The 16,212-nt window shown below is 63.4% G+C and carries 20 protein-coding genes and 1 pseudogene; 13 read left to right on the plus strand and 8 right to left on the minus strand.

The genetic code is table 11. The features are described from left to right. The first annotated feature begins 144 nt into the window (after positions 1 to 144). The 10 genes from tyrS to ruvB all read left to right on the plus strand — a co-directional run bounded on the left by tyrS (position 145) and on the right by ruvB (position 9,099). Entirely contained in the window at positions 145 to 1,422 is a 1,278-nt protein-coding gene (tyrS, locus tag RTQ83_RS12310; RefSeq protein WP_312514775.1) for a tyrosine--tRNA ligase, read from the plus strand. Further along, complete coding sequence (gene dtd / locus RTQ83_RS12315; RefSeq protein ID WP_312514777.1) at positions 1,419 to 1,877, plus strand: D-aminoacyl-tRNA deacylase; 459 nt, start codon at positions 1,419 to 1,421, stop codon at positions 1,875 to 1,877. The genes tyrS and dtd overlap by 4 nt, the downstream gene beginning before the upstream one ends. Positions 1,878 to 1,924: 47 nt before the next feature. Beyond that, positions 1,925 to 2,590 carry a YbhB/YbcL family Raf kinase inhibitor-like protein gene (locus tag RTQ83_RS12320; protein WP_312514779.1) on the plus strand — a complete coding sequence of 222 codons (666 nt, stop codon included), beginning with the start codon at positions 1,925 to 1,927 and terminating at the stop codon, positions 2,588 to 2,590. Between the two features lie 107 nt (positions 2,591 to 2,697). Continuing rightward, the gene (locus RTQ83_RS12325) at positions 2,698 to 3,381 is read left to right on the plus strand and encodes a histidine phosphatase family protein (protein WP_312514781.1); all 684 of its coding nucleotides are present in this window, start codon (positions 2,698 to 2,700) and stop codon (positions 3,379 to 3,381) included. Positions 3,382 to 3,625: 244 nt separating this feature from the next. Then, entirely contained in the window at positions 3,626 to 4,651 is a 1,026-nt protein-coding gene (dusB, locus tag RTQ83_RS12330) for a tRNA dihydrouridine synthase DusB (protein ID WP_312514783.1), read from the plus strand. 82 nt (positions 4,652 to 4,733) lie between these two features. Beyond that, entirely contained in the window at positions 4,734 to 4,967 is a 234-nt protein-coding gene (locus RTQ83_RS12335; RefSeq protein ID WP_290418202.1) for a helix-turn-helix domain-containing protein, read from the plus strand. A gap of 88 nt (positions 4,968 to 5,055) precedes the next feature. Further along, positions 5,056 to 6,642: a bifunctional phosphoribosylaminoimidazolecarboxamide formyltransferase/IMP cyclohydrolase gene (purH, locus tag RTQ83_RS12340; protein ID WP_312514786.1), complete on the plus strand. Its 1,587-nt coding sequence runs from the start codon at positions 5,056 to 5,058 to the stop codon at positions 6,640 to 6,642. 222 nt (positions 6,643 to 6,864) lie between these two features. Next, positions 6,865 to 7,404, plus strand: a complete 540-nt coding sequence (ruvC, locus tag RTQ83_RS12345; protein WP_312514788.1) for a crossover junction endodeoxyribonuclease RuvC — start codon at positions 6,865 to 6,867, stop codon at positions 7,402 to 7,404. Positions 7,405 to 7,428: 24 nt separating this feature from the next. After that, the gene (ruvA, locus tag RTQ83_RS12350; RefSeq protein ID WP_312514790.1) at positions 7,429 to 8,007 is read left to right on the plus strand and encodes a Holliday junction branch migration protein RuvA; all 579 of its coding nucleotides are present in this window, start codon (positions 7,429 to 7,431) and stop codon (positions 8,005 to 8,007) included. Between the two features lie 12 nt (positions 8,008 to 8,019). Next, positions 8,020 to 9,099 carry a Holliday junction branch migration DNA helicase RuvB gene (ruvB, locus tag RTQ83_RS12355; RefSeq protein WP_312514792.1) on the plus strand — a complete coding sequence of 360 codons (1,080 nt, stop codon included), beginning with the start codon at positions 8,020 to 8,022 and terminating at the stop codon, positions 9,097 to 9,099. Here ruvB and RTQ83_RS12360 read toward each other — a convergent pair. Beyond that, positions 9,096 to 9,304: pseudogene (locus RTQ83_RS12360) on the minus strand (IS5/IS1182 family transposase); the annotation flags it as partial. The gene ruvB and the pseudogene RTQ83_RS12360 sit on opposite strands and share 4 nt — an antisense overlap. 36 nt (positions 9,305 to 9,340) lie before the next feature. On the opposite strand from RTQ83_RS12360, the gene RTQ83_RS12365 reads away from it, so the two are divergent. Next, entirely contained in the window at positions 9,341 to 9,781 is a 441-nt protein-coding gene (locus RTQ83_RS12365) for an acetyltransferase (protein ID WP_312514794.1), read from the plus strand. A 90-nt stretch (positions 9,782 to 9,871) separates the two neighbouring features. On the opposite strand, the gene RTQ83_RS12370 is transcribed toward RTQ83_RS12365, so the two are convergent. The 4 genes from RTQ83_RS12370 to RTQ83_RS12385 all read right to left on the minus strand — a co-directional run bounded on the left by RTQ83_RS12370 (position 9,872) and on the right by RTQ83_RS12385 (position 11,640). Continuing rightward, the gene (locus tag RTQ83_RS12370) at positions 9,872 to 10,387 is read right to left on the minus strand and encodes a hypothetical protein (RefSeq protein ID WP_312514796.1); all 516 of its coding nucleotides are present in this window, start codon (positions 10,385 to 10,387) and stop codon (positions 9,872 to 9,874) included. Between the two features lie 104 nt (positions 10,388 to 10,491). After that, positions 10,492 to 10,833, minus strand: coding sequence for an SMR family transporter (locus tag RTQ83_RS12375; protein WP_312514798.1), 342 nt, complete (start codon positions 10,831 to 10,833; stop codon positions 10,492 to 10,494). A gap of 61 nt (positions 10,834 to 10,894) precedes the next feature. Continuing rightward, on the minus strand, positions 10,895 to 11,344 hold the full coding sequence (locus RTQ83_RS12380) for a DUF2147 domain-containing protein (protein ID WP_312514800.1): 450 nt from the start codon (positions 11,342 to 11,344) through the stop codon (positions 10,895 to 10,897). Positions 11,345 to 11,445: 101 nt separating this feature from the next. Next, positions 11,446 to 11,640, minus strand: coding sequence for a hypothetical protein (locus RTQ83_RS12385; protein ID WP_312514802.1), 195 nt, complete (start codon positions 11,638 to 11,640; stop codon positions 11,446 to 11,448). A gap of 156 nt (positions 11,641 to 11,796) precedes the next feature. Here RTQ83_RS12385 and RTQ83_RS12390 point away from each other — a divergent pair, with 156 nt between their 5' ends. Continuing rightward, complete coding sequence (locus tag RTQ83_RS12390; protein ID WP_312514804.1) at positions 11,797 to 13,272, plus strand: alanine/glycine:cation symporter family protein; 1,476 nt, start codon at positions 11,797 to 11,799, stop codon at positions 13,270 to 13,272. Positions 13,273 to 13,294: 22 nt separating this feature from the next. Here RTQ83_RS12390 and RTQ83_RS12395 read toward each other — a convergent pair whose 3' ends face one another. After that, positions 13,295 to 13,921, minus strand: a complete 627-nt coding sequence (locus RTQ83_RS12395; protein ID WP_312514806.1) for a TetR/AcrR family transcriptional regulator — start codon at positions 13,919 to 13,921, stop codon at positions 13,295 to 13,297. A gap of 129 nt (positions 13,922 to 14,050) precedes the next feature. On the opposite strand from RTQ83_RS12395, the gene RTQ83_RS12400 reads away from it, so the two are divergent. Then, positions 14,051 to 15,076 (plus strand): MBL fold metallo-hydrolase, encoded by a 1,026-nt coding sequence (locus RTQ83_RS12400; RefSeq protein ID WP_312514808.1) that lies wholly within the window; start codon positions 14,051 to 14,053, stop codon positions 15,074 to 15,076. A 10-nt stretch (positions 15,077 to 15,086) separates the two neighbouring features. Here RTQ83_RS12400 and RTQ83_RS12405 read toward each other — a convergent pair whose 3' ends face one another. Next, a complete protein-coding gene (locus RTQ83_RS12405) occupies positions 15,087 to 15,497 on the minus strand; it encodes a response regulator (protein WP_312514810.1) in 411 nt (136 codons plus the stop codon). Continuing rightward, a complete protein-coding gene (locus RTQ83_RS12410; RefSeq protein WP_312514812.1) occupies positions 15,490 to 15,993 on the minus strand; it encodes a GAF domain-containing protein in 504 nt (167 codons plus the stop codon). Before RTQ83_RS12410 ends, RTQ83_RS12405 begins: the two co-directional genes overlap by 8 nt. Positions 15,994 to 16,212: the final 219 nt, after the last annotated feature.

Raw genomic sequence — 16,212 nt, forward strand, 5'->3', positions numbered from 1 at the left:
AATCAGTTAAAATTTGCGGCTGAACTTTCAAGGGCCATGTTCTTATCGATTCGTAAAGTTTTCTCTAGGAAACGAAAACAGGATCGTGAATTATACCAAAAGAAGTGGTCCTACAACCGTTTTAGCCAATTTCCTACAAGATTTATGACCTCTACTGCAGCTACCGGTAACGGCGCCCCGGCGACCTCGTCCGCTCCTTTGCCACTCAGCGACAAGGTGCGCGAAGCGCTCGCCATCGCCAAGCGCGGCGCCGACGAACTCCTGATCGAAAGCGAGTTCGCACAAAAGCTGGCGCGCTCCGAACAGACCGGCAAGCCGCTGCGCATCAAGCTCGGCCTGGACCCGACCGCGCCTGACTTGCACCTTGGCCACACCGTGGTCCTGAACAAGCTGCGCCAGCTGCAAGACCTGGGCCATCAGGTGATTTTCCTGATCGGCGACTTCACCTCGATGATTGGCGACCCGTCGGGCCGCAATGCCACGCGTCCACCGCTGACCAAAGAGCAGGTCGAGGAAAACGCGATGACGTACTTCCGCCAGGCATCGCTGGTGCTCGACGCGGCCCGTACCGAAATCCGTTACAACTCGGAATGGTGCGACCCGCTCGGCGCGCGTGGCATGATTCAATTGGCCTCGCGCTACACCGTGGCGCGCATGATGGAACGCGACGACTTCACCAAACGCTACAAGAGTGGGACTCCGATCGCGGTGCATGAGTTCCTTTATCCTTTGATGCAGGGCTATGATTCGGTCGCTTTGCAGTCGGATCTGGAACTCGGCGGTACCGACCAGAAATTTAATCTGCTGGTCGGCCGTGAGCTGCAGAAAGATTATGGCCAGGAACCGCAGTGCATCCTGACCATGCCGCTGCTGGAAGGCCTGGACGGCGTCGACAAGATGTCCAAGTCGAAAAACAACTACATCGGCATCACCGAGGCGCCGAACACCATGTTCGCCAAGCTGATGAGCATCTCGGACACGATGATGTGGAAGTACTTCGACCTGCTGTCGTTCCGCTCGATCGAAGAATTGGCCAAGCTGAAGGCCGAGGTCGAAGGCGGCGCCAACCCGCGTGACGCCAAAGTGGCGCTGGGTAAAGAGATCGTCACCCGCTTCCACTCGGCCCAGGCCGCCGACGACGCCCTGGCCGACTTCGTCAACCGCTCCAAGGGCGGCATCCCGGACGACGTGCCGGAAGTTTCGCTGTCGGGCGCGCCGCTCGGCTTGCCGCAACTGCTGAAGGCGGCCGGCCTGTGCGCTTCGACCTCGGAAGCGATGCGCATGGTCGACCAGGGCGGCGTGCGCATCGATGGCGCCGTGGTCAGCGACAAGGGCCTGCAGGTAGAGGCCGGCAACTTCGTGGTGCAGGTCGGCAAGCGCAAGTTCGCGCGCGTCACTCTGTCCGGGGCGCCGGCCGCATGATTGGCCTGCTGCAACGCGTGAGCGAAGCGGCGGTGCGCGTCGGCGGCGAGACCGTCGGCGCCATCGGTCCCGGCCTGATGGTGCTGGTGTGCGCCGAAAAGGGCGACACCGAGCGCGAAGCCGATCAATTGCTCACCAAGCTGCTGGGCTACCGGGTGTTCTCGGACGAGGCCGGCAAGATGAACCGCAGCGTGACCGACACCGCCGGCGGCCTGCTGCTGGTGCCGCAGTTTACCTTGGCGGCCGATACCCGCTCGGGCACCCGGCCATCGTTCTCGCCAGCCGCCGCGCCGGAAGACGGGCGGCGCTTGTTCGACTATCTCGTGCGCCAGGCATGCGAGCGGCATGGCATTGTCCAGACCGGCGTATTCGGCGCCGACATGCAGGTGTCTCTCATCAATGACGGGCCGGTGACGTTCTGGCTGCGGTTTGATCCGGTCGGGGCATCGCGCTGAAACCCGCGCCGGCCGCCACGGTCAAAATTACCAGCCAGGGAGGAACCATGCGAATCTGGAGCGAGTCATTCACCGACGGCGCGGAAATCCCCGCCGCCAACGCGTTTGCGGTCAGCGATCCCGACACCCATGTCAAGCTGTCGAGCAACCGCAACCCCCACATCGCCTGGGACGACGTGCCGGCCGGCACCCAGTCGCTGGTGCTGATCTGCCACGATCCGGACGTGCCGTCCGAGGGCACCGACGTCAACAAGGAAGGGCGCAGCGTGCCGGCTTCGCTGCCGCGCGTCGATTTCTTCCACTGGACCCTGGTGGACATTCCGGTCTGCCTCAAGTCGCTGGCCGAAGGCATGTTCTCGGACATGGTCACGCCGCACGGCAAGCCGGGCCCGCTGGTGCCGTTCACCATCAAGAACGGCACCGAGCACCAGCTGCGCCACGGCGTCAACGACTACACCGGCTGGTTCGCGGCAGACCCCGATATGGCCGGCGAGTTCTATGGCTACGACGGCCCGTGTCCGCCGTGGAACGATGAGCGGGTGCACACTTACATCTTCACACTGTACGCGCTCGACATCCCGCGCCTGCCGCTCGACGGCCGGTTTACCGGGCAGGAGGCGCGCATGGCGATCCAGGGGCATATCCTGGACGAGGCGCGCATCTTCGGGGTGTATTCGCTCAATCCCGAAGTCGCGGCCGATCAGCTGAAGTAGGTCCGCCGCTTTACACTTGCGCTCTTTGTCCCGGCTTTCTGAAGCCGGGGTGACGAGCGTGCTTCAACGTTACCCATCATGCCCCGAGGTTCGGGCACTGGAACCTCATGTCGTCGACTGTCGAACACGCGCCGCCGGGCGCCACCACCATCCTCCTGATCCGCCACGGCGAAACCGCCTGGAACGCCGAACGCCGGCTGCAGGGGCATCTGGATATCGCACTCAATGCCGAAGGCGAGCGCCAGGCGGCGGCGCTGGGGCGGGCGCTGGCGGACGAAAGGATCGACCTGGTCATTTCGAGCGACCTGGGGCGGGCGCGCCAGACGGCCGAGGCGATCGCGCTGGCGCGTGGGGAGCCGGCCGGCAGCGTGCAGCGCGATCCGAAGCTGCGCGAGCGTTGCTATGGTGGGTTCGAAGGGCTGCTGTACAGCGAGATCGCGGCGCGCTTTCCGCTCCAGTTCGCGGCCTGGCAGGCGCGCAATGTGGATGCCGAATTGCCGCCAGGGGAGAACTGCGGGGAAACCTTCCGTCAGTTCTTTGGCCGGGCAATGACGGCGATCCTGGGACATGCGGGGCAGCATCCGGGCAAGACGCTGGCGCTGGTGGCGCATGGCGGGGTGCTGGAATGTGCTTATCGGGCGGCGCTGGGCTTGCCGCTGGAAACGCCGCGCGATTTCAAGGTACATAACGCGAGCGTAAACCGGTTCGTGGCGGAAGAGGGCAGGTTGAAGCTGGTGAGCTGGGGTGAGGTGGATCACTTGCAGCAGAAAGTGCTGGACGATCTGTCGTGAGTGGTTTGCCGCTCGCCTGAACTTGGGTGAGTGGCTTTGGCTTGGGGACCTACATCCCCATTTTCATGGCGTAAATACACTGCATGCCTTTGCCTGCGACCGGAGCGCATCCAATACCCCCAAACGCCTTTTTTAGCACGTTGCCAATATCGCACGCGCAACAATCAAAAAAATTGTGCTGATAATTTGAGCAGCGCTTGGGGTAAAATAGCAGGTTCCCGAGAAACTTTTGTGATTTTCTTCTGTGCAAATCGGTCCTTATCATCTGCGAAATAACGTCTTCGTCGCCCCCATGGCCGGGGTGACGGACCGCCCGTTCCGCCAGCTGTGCAAGCAGCTCGGTGCGGGCTACGCGGTGTCCGAGATGGCGGCGTCCAACCCGCGTCTGTGGGCCAGCGAAAAGACCTCGCGCCGTACCGACCATGCAGGCGAAATGGAACCGAAGGCGGTGCAGATCGCCGGCGCCGATCCCAAAGACTTGGCCGATTGCGCGAAGTTCAACGTCGAGCGCGGCGCGCAGATCATCGACATCAATATGGGTTGCCCGGTCAAGAAGGTCTGCAACAGCTGGTGCGGTTCGGCCCTGCTGCAGCACGAAGACCTGGTCGAGCGCATCCTGCACGCCGTGGTCGAGGCGGTTGACGTGCCGGTGACGCTGAAGTTCCGCACCGGCTGGGATCGCCAGAACAAGAACGCGCTGCGCATCGCGCGCATGGCCGAGCAGGCCGGCATCCAGATGCTGACCCTGCACGGCCGCACCCGCGCCGACGGCTACAAGGGCGACGCCGAGTACGACACCATCCGCGCCGTGAAAGCGGCGGTGGGCATTCCGGTGGTCGCCAACGGCGACATCACCACGCCTGAAAAAGCGAAGTTCGTGCTCGACTACACCGGTGCCGACGCGGTCATGATCGGCCGCGCCGCCCAGGGCCGCCCGTGGATCTGCCGCGAGATCGACCACTACCTGCGCACCGGCGAACACCTGCCGGCGCCGCTGGTGGAAGAAGTGCGCGCGTTGATGAACGAACACTTGCCAGCGCACTACGCGTTCTACGGCGACTTCATCGGCGTACGCAGCGCGCGCAAGCACATCGGCTGGTATGTGCAGGACTTGCCGGGCGGGGAGGAATTCCGCCAGCGCATGAACCTGCTGGAATCGACCGCCGAGCAACTGGCCGCCGTCGATGCCTTTTTTGAATCGCAACGGCAGCATGGCGAGCGGTTACAATACCGCCCCGCGCATCCTGCCCTCGACGCGATCGCGGCATAGCAAGTACCAGAACAAGAACAAAAGGGGACGCGCTGCGCGAGAGCGGAGCACTTATTAACACCAGGATGAAGCAGCAGAAGACATGAGCAAAGAAAGTATCCAGGAAGTCGTCCAAAAGAGTCTCGAAGACTATTTCAATGATCTGGGCGAGCAAAAGCCGTCCAATATCTACGACATGATGGTGCTGACCGTCGAAAAGCCGGTCCTCGAGGTCGTGATGTCGCGCGCCGACGGCAACCAGTCGCACGCGGCCCAGATGCTGGGCATCAACCGGAACACTTTGCGCAAGAAACTGCAGGAGCACGGGCTGCTCTAAGCGTGGCATGTCGTGGCCGCGCGTCGTGGCGTGTGGCCAATCCAGGTCCGCACTCCCGCCGCACGAATTACCAACCATAGGCCACACCATGATCAAACAAGCTCTGATTTCCGTTTCCGATAAAACCGGCGTGCTCGATTTCGCGCGTGCGCTGAGCGCGCTGGGCGTGAACATCCTGTCCACCGGCGGCACCGCCAAGCTGCTGCAGGATAACGGCGTGCCGGTGACGGAAGTCGCCGACTACACCGGCTTCCCGGAAATGCTGGACGGCCGCGTCAAGACCCTGCACCCGAAAGTGCACGGCGGCATCCTGGCCCGTCGCGATTTCCCCGAGCACGTCGCCAAACTGGAAGAGCACGGCATTCCGCAGATCGACATGGTCGTGGTCAACCTGTACCCGTTCCAGCAAACCGTCGCCAAGCAGGAATGCTCGCTGGAAGATGCGATCGAGAACATCGACATCGGCGGCCCGACCATGCTGCGTTCGGCAGCCAAGAACCACCGCGACGTGGTGGTGATCGTCGATCCAAGCGACTACGGCGTGGTGCTGGCCGAGATGAAGGGCGCGGGTGAAGCGACCGGCCCGGTCAGCTACGAGACCAAGTTCCGCCTGGCCAAGAAAGTGTTCGCGCACACCGCGCAATACGACGGCGCCATCACCAATTACCTGACCAGCCTGGGCGAAGACCGCGCACACGCGACCCGTTCCAGCTTCCCGCAGACCCTGAACATGGGCTTCGAGAAAGTGCAGGACATGCGCTACGGCGAGAACCCGCACCAGGGCGCCGCCTTCTACCGCGACATCGTGACCATCGACGGCGCACTGGCCAACTACACCCAGCTGCAGGGCAAGGAACTGTCGTACAACAACATCGCCGATGCCGACGCGGCCTGGGAATGCGTCAAGTCGCTGGGCGGCCTGGGCCAGGCGGCCGGTTGCGTGATCGTCAAGCACGCCAACCCGTGCGGCGTGGCGATCGGCGTCGATGCGCTGGACGCCTACTCGCGCGCGCTGCAGACCGACCCGACCTCGGCCTTCGGCGGCATCATCGCCTTCAACGTCGAAGTTGACGGCAAGGCGGCTGAAGCGCTGGCCAAGCTGTTCGTCGAAGTGCTGATCGCGCCGTCGTTCACCGCAGAAGCGCGCCAGATCATGGCGGCCAAGCAGAACGTGCGCCTGCTCGAAATTGCGCTGGGCAATGGCCAGAACGCCTACGACGTCAAGCGCGTCGGCGGCGGCCTGCTGGTGCAGTCGCCCGACGCCAAGAATGTCGAGCTGGCCGACGTGCGCGTGGTCAGCAAGAAGCAGCCGACCCAGCAGCAACTGCAAGACCTGATGTTCGCCTGGCGCGTGGCCAAGTACGTCAAGTCGAACGCGATCGTGTTCTGCGGTAATGGCATGACCCTGGGCGTTGGCGCCGGTCAGATGAGCCGTATCGACTCGGCCCGTATCGCCTCGATCAAGGCGCAGAATGCCGGTCTGTCGTTGGCCGGTTCGGCGGTGGCGTCGGATGCGTTCTTCCCGTTCCGCGACGGCCTCGATGTCGTGGTCGATGCGGGCGCGACCTGCGTGATCCACCCGGGTGGTTCGATGCGCGACCAGGAAGTGATCGATGCCGCCGACGAGCGCGGCGTGGTGATGCTGTACACCGGTACCCGTCACTTCCGTCATTGATCAGCAGTTGGCAGTAACGTAGGGTTGGCGGCTCCGCCGCCGACGCGTCCAACCGGCGTTGAAATGGATGCCGAGCTTGCATTCAACCGATCGTTGAACGCGTCGGCGGGAAACCCGCCAACCCTACGAACATCAAACAGGATGTGGATCAATCCACCACGCACCTGTGTTTTTGCACAGTATTTTTCCCACGAACACCCCCAGCCGGGGTAACATTCCATAATGATTATTCTCGGCATCGACCCGGGCCTGCGCACGACGGGGTTCGGCGTCATTGAAAAACACGGCGCGAAATTGCGCTACATCGCTTCGGGCACCATCAAGACCGGGCTCGAGGGCGCGCTGCCGCCGCGCCTGAAGATCATCCTGCACGGCGTTAGCGAAGTCGTCGCCACCTACCGCCCTCACTGCGCGGCCATCGAAAAAGTGTTCGTCAACGTGAACCCGCAATCGACCTTGCTGCTGGGCCAGGCGCGCGGCGCCGCGATCACTGCGCTGGTCGGCGCCGACCTGGACGTGGCGGAGTACACTGCGGTGCAGGTCAAGCAGGCCGTGGTCGGCACCGGCAAGGCGGCCAAGCCGCAGGTGCAGGACATGGTGTCGCGCCTGCTCAAGCTGCCGGGCCTGCCAGGCAGCGACGCCGCCGATGCGCTCGGCGTGGCGATCTGCCACGCCCACGGCATGGACACGCTGGCGCTGCTGGGCACGCTGTCGCCCGACATGCAGGCGCTGCGCATGAAGAACAGCCGTCTCGTCTCTTAAAGAACAATTCCAAGGAATACCCCGATGATCGGTCGCCTCTCCGGAACCCTGCTCGAAAAAACGCCGCCGCAAGTGCTGGTCGATTGCAACGGCGTCGGCTATGAAGTCGACGTGCCGATGAGCACGTTCTACAACCTGCCGCACACCGGCGAAAAGGTGGTGCTGTTCACCCACCTGGTGGTGCGCGAAGATGCCCATCTGCTGTTCGGCTTCGGCACCGCGTCCGAACGCGCGCTGTTCCGCCAGCTGATCAAGATCACCGGCATCGGCGCCCGCATGGCGCTGGCGATCCTGTCCGGCATGACCGTGGCCGAGCTGTCGCAGGCCGTCACGCTGCAGGAGACCGGCCGCCTGGTGAAAGTGCCGGGCATCGGCAAGAAGACCGCCGAACGCCTGCTGCTGGAACTGAAGGGCAAACTCGGCGCCGACATCGGCGTGACCGCGGGCGCCGCGCGCGACGATGCCCAGGCCGACGTGCTCAATGCACTGGCCGCGCTCGGCTACTCCGACAAGGAAGCGCTGCTGGCGACCAAGAACATGCCGGCCGGATCGAGCGTCTCGGACGGCATCAAGTTCGCCCTGAAGGCACTGTCCAAGGCTTAACGGAAACAAGACATGAGTATCCAGACCGACAACTTTAACGGGAACTTCGCCGAACAGCGCATCATCGATTCGGCGCCGGCCTCGCCCAACGAGGAAGCGATCGAACGCGCCTTGCGGCCGAAGCAGCTGGACGAATACGTCGGCCAGGAAAAGATCCGAGACCAACTCGAAATCTTCATCAGCGCGGCAAGGAAGCGCCGCGAAGCGCTGGACCACACGTTGCTGTTCGGCCCACCGGGCCTGGGTAAGACCACGCTGGCCCACATCATCGCGCGCGAGATGGGCGTGAACCTGCGCCAGACTTCGGGCCCGGTGCTCGAGCGCCCGGGCGACCTGGCCGCGCTCCTGACCAACCTCGAGCCGAACGACGTGCTGTTCATCGACGAGATCCACCGTTTATCTCCGGTGGTCGAAGAGATCCTGTACCCGGCGCTCGAGGACTACCAGATCGACATCATGATCGGTGAAGGCCCGGCGGCGCGCTCGGTCAAGCTCGACCTGCAGCCGTTCACCCTGGTCGGCGCCACCACCCGCGCCGGCATGCTGACCAATCCATTGCGCGACCGCTTCGGCATCGTGGCGCGCCTGGAGTTCTACAACGTCGAGGAACTGACCAAGATCGTAGCGCGCAGCGCCGCATTGCTCGAAGCGCCGATCGACCAGGACGGCGCGCGCGAAGTGGCCAAGCGTGCACGCGGCACGCCGCGTATCGCCAACCGCCTGCTGCGCCGCGTGCGCGACTACGCCGAAGTGAAGGGCAATGGCGAGATCACGCGCGAGATGGCCGACCGCGCACTGAAGATGCTGGACGTCGACACCGTCGGCTTCGACGTGATGGACCGTAAACTCCTGGAAGCGGTGCTGTTCAAGTTCGCCGGCGGTCCGGTCGGCATCGGCAACCTGGCGGCGGCAATCGGCGAAGCGGCCGACACCATCGAGGACGTGCTCGAGCCCTACCTGATCCAGCAGGGCTACCTGCAGCGCACCCCGCGCGGACGCATCGCCACGCCGCTGGCGTATCAACACTTCGGCGTCACCGCGCCTCGCATCAGCCCGACGGGCGACCTGTGGGACAGCCTGCCGCCGAATTAAAGGCGCAGGTATCCTTGATAATCGCGGTCGACATGCTGCCAGCGGATGAACGAGCAAGCCAACAAGAGAAAGGCTTGGTGAATGCCCGTTCGGCGCTCGTAGCGGCTCCGCAGTCTGCGAAATAGCTGAAGCCACCCGAGGTTCGTTCGAACGACCCACGCCAGCGGCCCAGCCGTTCGCGTGACTCGACGCCATATCTCGCTAGAATGTTCCCGGTTTTCTAAACACGGACCGCTAAACAATGGCTACTATTCGGCTTTCTCGTCCTGAAGAGGGCGCACGCGCTGTCGACATCTGGCGTCGCGCAGTTGATGCTACACACGATTTTTTGAATCCGGAAGACCGTAGCGCCATTGAGGAATTGGTCTGCGACTTCCTTCCGAAAGCCGTGCTCTGGCTGGCAGTGGATGCCAACGATTATCCTCAGGCATTCATGCTTGTTGACGACGGCCATATGGAGGCACTGTTCGTTGACCCTGCCTTCAGAGGGCTGGGCATTGGTGCAGCGCTGGTCTGCCACGGCTTGAGGCTCCATCCCACGATGACAACCGATGTCAATGAGCAGAACGGTCAAGCCATTGGATTTTATGAAAAAATGGGCTTCAAACGGACGGGCCGCTCCCCACTGGATGGACAGGGAAGACCTTATCCGCTGATTCATTTGGCGCACGGCAGCGTCTGAGTAATCGCGGCAACGCCGTGCACGAACACCGCTTGGTGCTGTTCGATAACGGCGCTATCGTCGAGTCCGATTTCCGTGGCGCGGCCGACACTAGCGGACGATGCGCGATTGGCCGAAGCGGCCGGCTGCGCCCTTGCGCCGCAGCGGCGTCCACTGGATCGGCCGCGGCGCCCGCTTCGGCACAATCTTCTTCTGCGGTACGTGCATCAGCGGATAGATGAAGGCAAAATAGAGGAACACCGTCAGCACCAGCAGGAAGGTGCACAGGTACACCATCATCATATTGCTGCCGTGCCAGATGACGATGGCGCTGGCGCCGAACGGCACCATCAGCAGCAGGGCGGTGAGCGAGCGCAGCAGGTGATCGTTCTTCATGCGGTGTCCGGTCATCGCCACCAGGAAAAAGCCGCTGGAAGACAGCGCCAGGCCGACCAGCACGATATACGGTTCGCTCCAGTCCGGAATGCCATGCGCGGTCGAGGCCAGCAGCGCGGCCGGCAGCAGGATGCCGAACACGCCGCCCGCCAGGCTCAAGAGGCGCAGCAAACGCATCGCCCGCCCGCGAAAGACGGGGCGCGCGGCGCGGTTGACGGTGTTCGAAGTCATGCTGTCGGCATCTGGAAACGGGATCGATATTGACGACAGCATAGCCGACATCGCCCCTTGCCGGGAACACCTTTAGAACGCTTAAAACCTATCGGGATAGGTTCTTAGTGCCCGACGCTTTTCGAGAACAGATTGATGACCATGACGCCGCCGACGATCATCGCCAGCCCGGCGATCGCCGCCAGGTCCAGCGTCTGCTTGAACCAGAACCAGCTCACCAGCGAAATCAGCACGATGCCGACGCCGGACCAGATCGCGTAGGCGATGCCGGTCGGCAGCACGCGCAGGCTGAAGGTGAGCAGGTAGAACGACAGCGCGTAGCAGCCCACCGTGATCAGGCTCGGCAGTGGGCGGGTGAAACTGTCGGAGGCTTTGAGGGCGGTGGTGCCGATCACTTCGGACACGATCGCCAGTCCAAGGAAGATATATGCTTGGTTCAGGGTCATCGGGAGGTCTGTAAAAGAAGACGGCCCGTCGCCGGGCCGCCGAGTTCATTGCCGTGACGGCTTACTGTTCGCGCACCCAGGTCTGGCTGCGGCCGAACATCGGCGCGCCGATATAGCCGCGCACTTCGAGCTTGGCGCCGTTGTCCTTCAGCGCGGCCTTGCTCTTGTAGGTCTTGCCGGCGGCCGGGTCGAGAATCTCGCCGCCGCTCCATTCATTGCCGTCCTTTTTCAGCCCCGACAGGATGGTCATGCCGATGATCGGCTGGTCCTTGCGCGTGTCGCTGCATTTCACGCATTTCGGGTTCTGGTCCTGGTCGGCCGGGCGGAACAGTTTTTCGATCTTGCCGGTGAGGATGCCCGCGTCTTCGGTGATGCGCACCAGCGCCTTTGGTTTACCGGTCTCGTCGTCGATGGTTTTCCAGGTGCCGACCGGCGAAGCGTTCTGGGCCAGCGCAGCGGCGGACAGGGCGAACAGGGTAGCGGCCAGGCCGGCTTTGGTGAAGTGTCGCATGGTATGTCTCCAGTATTGTTGTTGGTAGGCCGAGTGTAGCAAACCCTGCCGCCCGCGGGCGGCGTATAAACCAGAGGATTCCTTCCAGGTCCCGTTGACGGCTAGGGCGCGTTGCGCACGTCCTCGTCCGTCACCTGGTGGCGCCGCTCGGCCGGCCGTGTCAGCACGCGCAGGCTGACTTCGAGCGGCACGCCCTGCTGGGCCAGCTGGTGCGCGGCGGGGCGCAGTTGGTCGGCGGCGTCGTGCATCACGGCGTCAATGATGAGGGCGGTCTTGTAGTCGGTTCGGCGGTCCATGGCGCGATCCTACCACGACGCTTGCTGTACGGAGGGCACGAAAATTGCTGGACGAACATTCAACTTCCTGTATCTTTGCAACGTTCCTGTTGCAATGTTTTTCAACGTAGTCTTCGACCGATGGCCTTGAAGCCATCGTCATAACGAGAGGTGGAAATGATTGATCTGGTGAATGCCATCAACGGCGTGGTCTGGAGCCCGGCGCTGATTGCACTGTGCTTGGGCGTCGGCCTGTACTTTTCGGTGCGCTCGCGCTTCCTTCAGTTGCGCCATGTGCGCGAGATGACACGCCTGATGCGCGAAGGCAAACCCTCGGACGAGGGCGTGTCGTCGTTCCAGGCGCTGGCCATGACCCTGGCGGGACGCGTCGGCACCGGTAATATCGCGGGCGTGGCCACCGCTATCACCTTCGGCGGACCGGGCGCGGTGTTCTGGATGTGGGCCGTGGCTTTCCTGGGCGCCAGCTCGGCCTTCGTCGAATCCACCCTGGGCCAGGTCTACAAGGAACAGATCGGCAAGCAATACCGCGGCGGTCCGGCCTTCTACATTGAAAAAGGCTTGGGCATGAAGTGGTATGCCTGGATCTTCGCCATCACCACCGTGTTCGCCACCGGCCTGCTGCTGCCGGGCGTGCAGGCCAACTCGATCGCCGAGGGCCTGCGCACCGCCGCCGGCATCGACGCCAACGTCACCGCCGCCGTGCTGGCGATCGCGCTGGCCTTCATCATCTTCGGCGGCGTCAAGCGCATCGCCAGCTTCGCCGAGTACGTGGTGCCGTTCATGGCGCTGGGCTATATCGTGGTCGCCTGCGTGATCGTGTTCCTGCACATCGAGGCGCTGCCTGGTGTGATCCGGCTGATCTTCTCGTCGGCCTTCGGCCTGGACGCCGGCTTCGGTGCCATCCTCGGCATGGCCATCATGTGGGGCGTCAAGCGCGGCGTGTACTCGAACGAAGCCGGCCAGGGCACCGGACCGCACGCTTCGTCGGCCGCCGAAGTGAGCCATCCGGCCAAGCAGGGCCTGGTGCAGGGCTTCTCGGTCTATATCGACACCCTGTTCGTGTGCTCGGCCACCGCCTTCATGCTCCTGATCACCGGCCAGTACAACGTCGAGGCGCCCGACGGCGCGGTGCTGTACACCGGCGTGCAGGGCGTGGCCGCCGGCCCGGGCTATGTCCAGACCGCGCTCGAGAACGTGATGCCGGGCTTCGGCGCGCTGTTCGTGGCGATCGCGCTGCTGTTCTTCGCCTTCACCACCATCGTGGCCTATTACTATATCGCCGAAACCAATATCGCCTACATGGACCGCAACGCGCGCCATCCATGGATGAACTTCCTGCTGAAACTGTTCATCATCGGCGCCACCGTGTACGGCGCAGTGAAGACCGCCGACGTGGCCTGGGCGCTGGGCGACATGGGCGTCGGCCTGATGGCCTGGCTGAACATCGTGGCCATCGTGCTGCTGCACAAGGTCGCGTTCAAGTGCCTGCGCGATTACGAAGCCCAGAAGAAAGCCGGCAAAGATCCGGAATTCGATCCGGTGGCGCTGGGCATCAAGAATGCCCACTACTGGGAAGGCCGCGCAGCCGCGCTGCGTGTCCAGAACAGCAAGGTGGACGACAAGGCCGCGTAAGCTGCAGCCCCGGCCGTTCGCTTCAGGCGCGCGGCTGGGGATCGACCGCAAAGTAGGCCAGGAACATCGATACCGCTGCGTCGATCACCCGTTCCTGTTCATCCGGCGCCAGCGGCGCCGCGCCCATCGCGATCTGCGGCCAGAAGGCAAACGTCTTGACCTGGCCCTGCAGCGCATGGGCCGCGAACGCCGCATCGCCCGGTTTCAACCGCCCATCTTCCTGCGCCGCGCGGATCCAGCGCGTCACGCCTTCTTCCAGTTCATTGAGACGCGCCAGGATCGGCAGCGTGCGCTCAGGCGCATGGATCGCTTCGCCGATCGCCACCCGCGCCAAATCGAGAAAGTCGCGGTCGCCCAGGCTGCGCATCTTCTGGCGCATCAGTTCTTCCAGCTGTTCGCGCAGGTCCAGGTCGGGCCGGTAGCTTAGCTCCAGCATGCCGGCGCTGCTTTCGAACATGTGCATGATGGTTTCCGCAAACAGCAGGTCCTTGCTCGGGAAATGGTTGTAGACGGTGCGTTTCGACACCTCGGCCAGGGCGGCGATGCTGTCCACACTGGCATTCTCGTAGCCATGGGTACGGAACTGTTCGGCGGCGGCGGCCAGGATCGCACTGCGCTTGCGGTCGGTAAGGCGGGTGGGAGCGGTCATGGGTGAATTTTACACTCAGTGGTTTACTTTCTCAATTTAAGACACTACACTGTGTAGTGTAATTTTGACGAATTCACTACGACCATGCGCTTATTTTTCGCCATCACCATTCTGGGAGCACTTCTTACCATGGCTGCCTGCACCTCCGTTTCCGCGACCCCGTCCGCCCAAACTTCGCCGCAATACCACGACGGCAAATTCCACAACCCGGTGCCGGTGCGCCAGTACAGCGTGGGCGAGATGGCGCGCCTGTGGTGGAAGGCGATGGTCGACAAGCCGGCCGGCACCATCCCCAAAGGCAAGATCCCGGTACGCGCGTTGACCCGCGCCGACCTGCTCGCCGCGCCCGACAACACCCTGTACCGCCTCGGCCACTCGACCATGCTGATCAAGCTGGCCGGCGAGTTCTACCTGACCGACCCGGTATTTTCCGACCGCGCTTCGCCGGTGCAGTGGGCCGGCCCGGCGCGCTTCCATGCGCCGCCGATCGGCATCGAACAGCTGCCGCCGATCAAGGCCGTGATCCTGTCGCACGACCATTACGACCACCTGGACCATGCCGCGGTCAAGGCGCTGGCCGCCAAGACCGAAGTGTTCCTGACGCCGCTGGGCGTGGGCGACCGGCTGGTAGAGTGGGGCGTCGACGCGGCCAAGGTGCGCCAGTTCGACTGGTGGCAGGAAACCAAGGTCGGCGCGGTGCGCCTGGTGGCCACGCCGGCCCGCCACTTCTCGGGCCGCACGCCATTCGACCGCGACTCGACCCTGTGGGCTTCGTGGGTGATCTTGCACGACGACCTGCGCGTGTTCTTCAGCGGCGACAGCGGTTACTTCAAGGGCTTCAAGGAGATCGGCGCCAAGTACGGCCCGTTCGACGTAGCGCTGGTCGAGACCGGCGCCTACGACAAGATGTGGCCTGAGGTACATATGCAGCCGGAAGAAACCCTGCAGGCTTTCACTGATCTCAACGCCGGCTGGCTGCTGCCGATCCACAACGGCACCTTCGACCTCGGCCTGCACCGCTGGCAGGATCCGTTCGACCGCATCGCCGTGCTGGCGCAAGAGAAGAATGTGCGCCTGACTACGCCCGAGATGGGTGAAGCGCTTGACCTGAAGCGGCCGCATGCAGGGCAGGCGTGGTGGCGCAGCGTGGACTAAGCCGTGCAGATCACGCTGCAACCGGCTTCGGCGCGCCGAAGCCGGCAATCGTTTCCAGCAACACCTTGGCACGGAACGGTTTCAGGATCACGCGGCTGATCTTGCGGTCGCGCAGTTCGTTCAATAATTCGGGCGTAGCCTGGTCGGCCATGATCGCGATCGGGATGTCCTGCTTGCCGGCGTCGCCGAAGCGCAACTGGTCGATCAGACTCAGGTCGTAGCGCCGGCCGCCACCGCTGCCCAGGCAGTCGACCGCGATCACCGCGCCATGGTAGCTGCGCGAGCGCAGCATGCGTAGCGCGGCGTCGCTGCTGGCCGCTTCGTGCACCAGGCCCAGGTTCAGGCTGCGCGCCGTCATCACCACCGTGCGCCGCAGCAGCGCTTCCGGTTCCACCAGCAGGATGTTCATCGGTTCAGCCATCCTGCGCCTCCTCGACGCGTTTCATCTCCATCACCACCAGGTCGCGCAGCGTGCCCAGGATGCCCAGTTCCAGCGCATCGAGCGTGCGCGGGCGGCGGTCGATCAGGCACAGCGTACCGAGGCGGATGTCGGGCGCGGTCGCCAGCGGGGCGCCGGCGTAGAAGCGGATGTGCGGTGGGCCGACCACTATCGGGTTGTCGGCAAAGCGCACGTCATCCTGCGCATCGGGGATGACCAGGATCTCGTCGCGCAGGATCACGTGCGAGCAGAACGAGTATTCGCGCGCGGTCTCGCACAGGTCGGTGCCGACGCTGGCCTTGAACCACTGGCGGTTGGTATCGAGCAGGCTGACCAGCACGATCGGCACATCGAATTCATCCGCGGCGAAGCGGGCGATCTTGTCGTAGCGTTCTTCTGGAGGCGTGTCGAGGATCAGCAGTTCGTACAGCGCCGCCAGGCGTTCGGCTTCGTTGTCGGGGATGGGGGCTGCTTGCATCGGTGTGCGTGGCGCGATGGCCGGAGTACGGATGCGGGAAATATAGCAGACTGCGATTTGACGGAGCGAGTTGTCGGCTGACGCAGGGTGAAAGGTTTTCATTTACCAGCCTGAAAACGTCATCCCCGCGCAAGAGGGACCCACGTTTCTTCGCGTAGCCACCATGTGTGAAGTAAGTGGTACGCAATAAAATCGGGTCCCCGCCTGCGCGGGGATGAC

This window comes from Massilia sp. (assembly GCF_031995545.1).
In the GTDB taxonomy this organism is placed as follows: domain Bacteria; phylum Pseudomonadota; class Gammaproteobacteria; order Burkholderiales; family Burkholderiaceae_D; genus Telluria.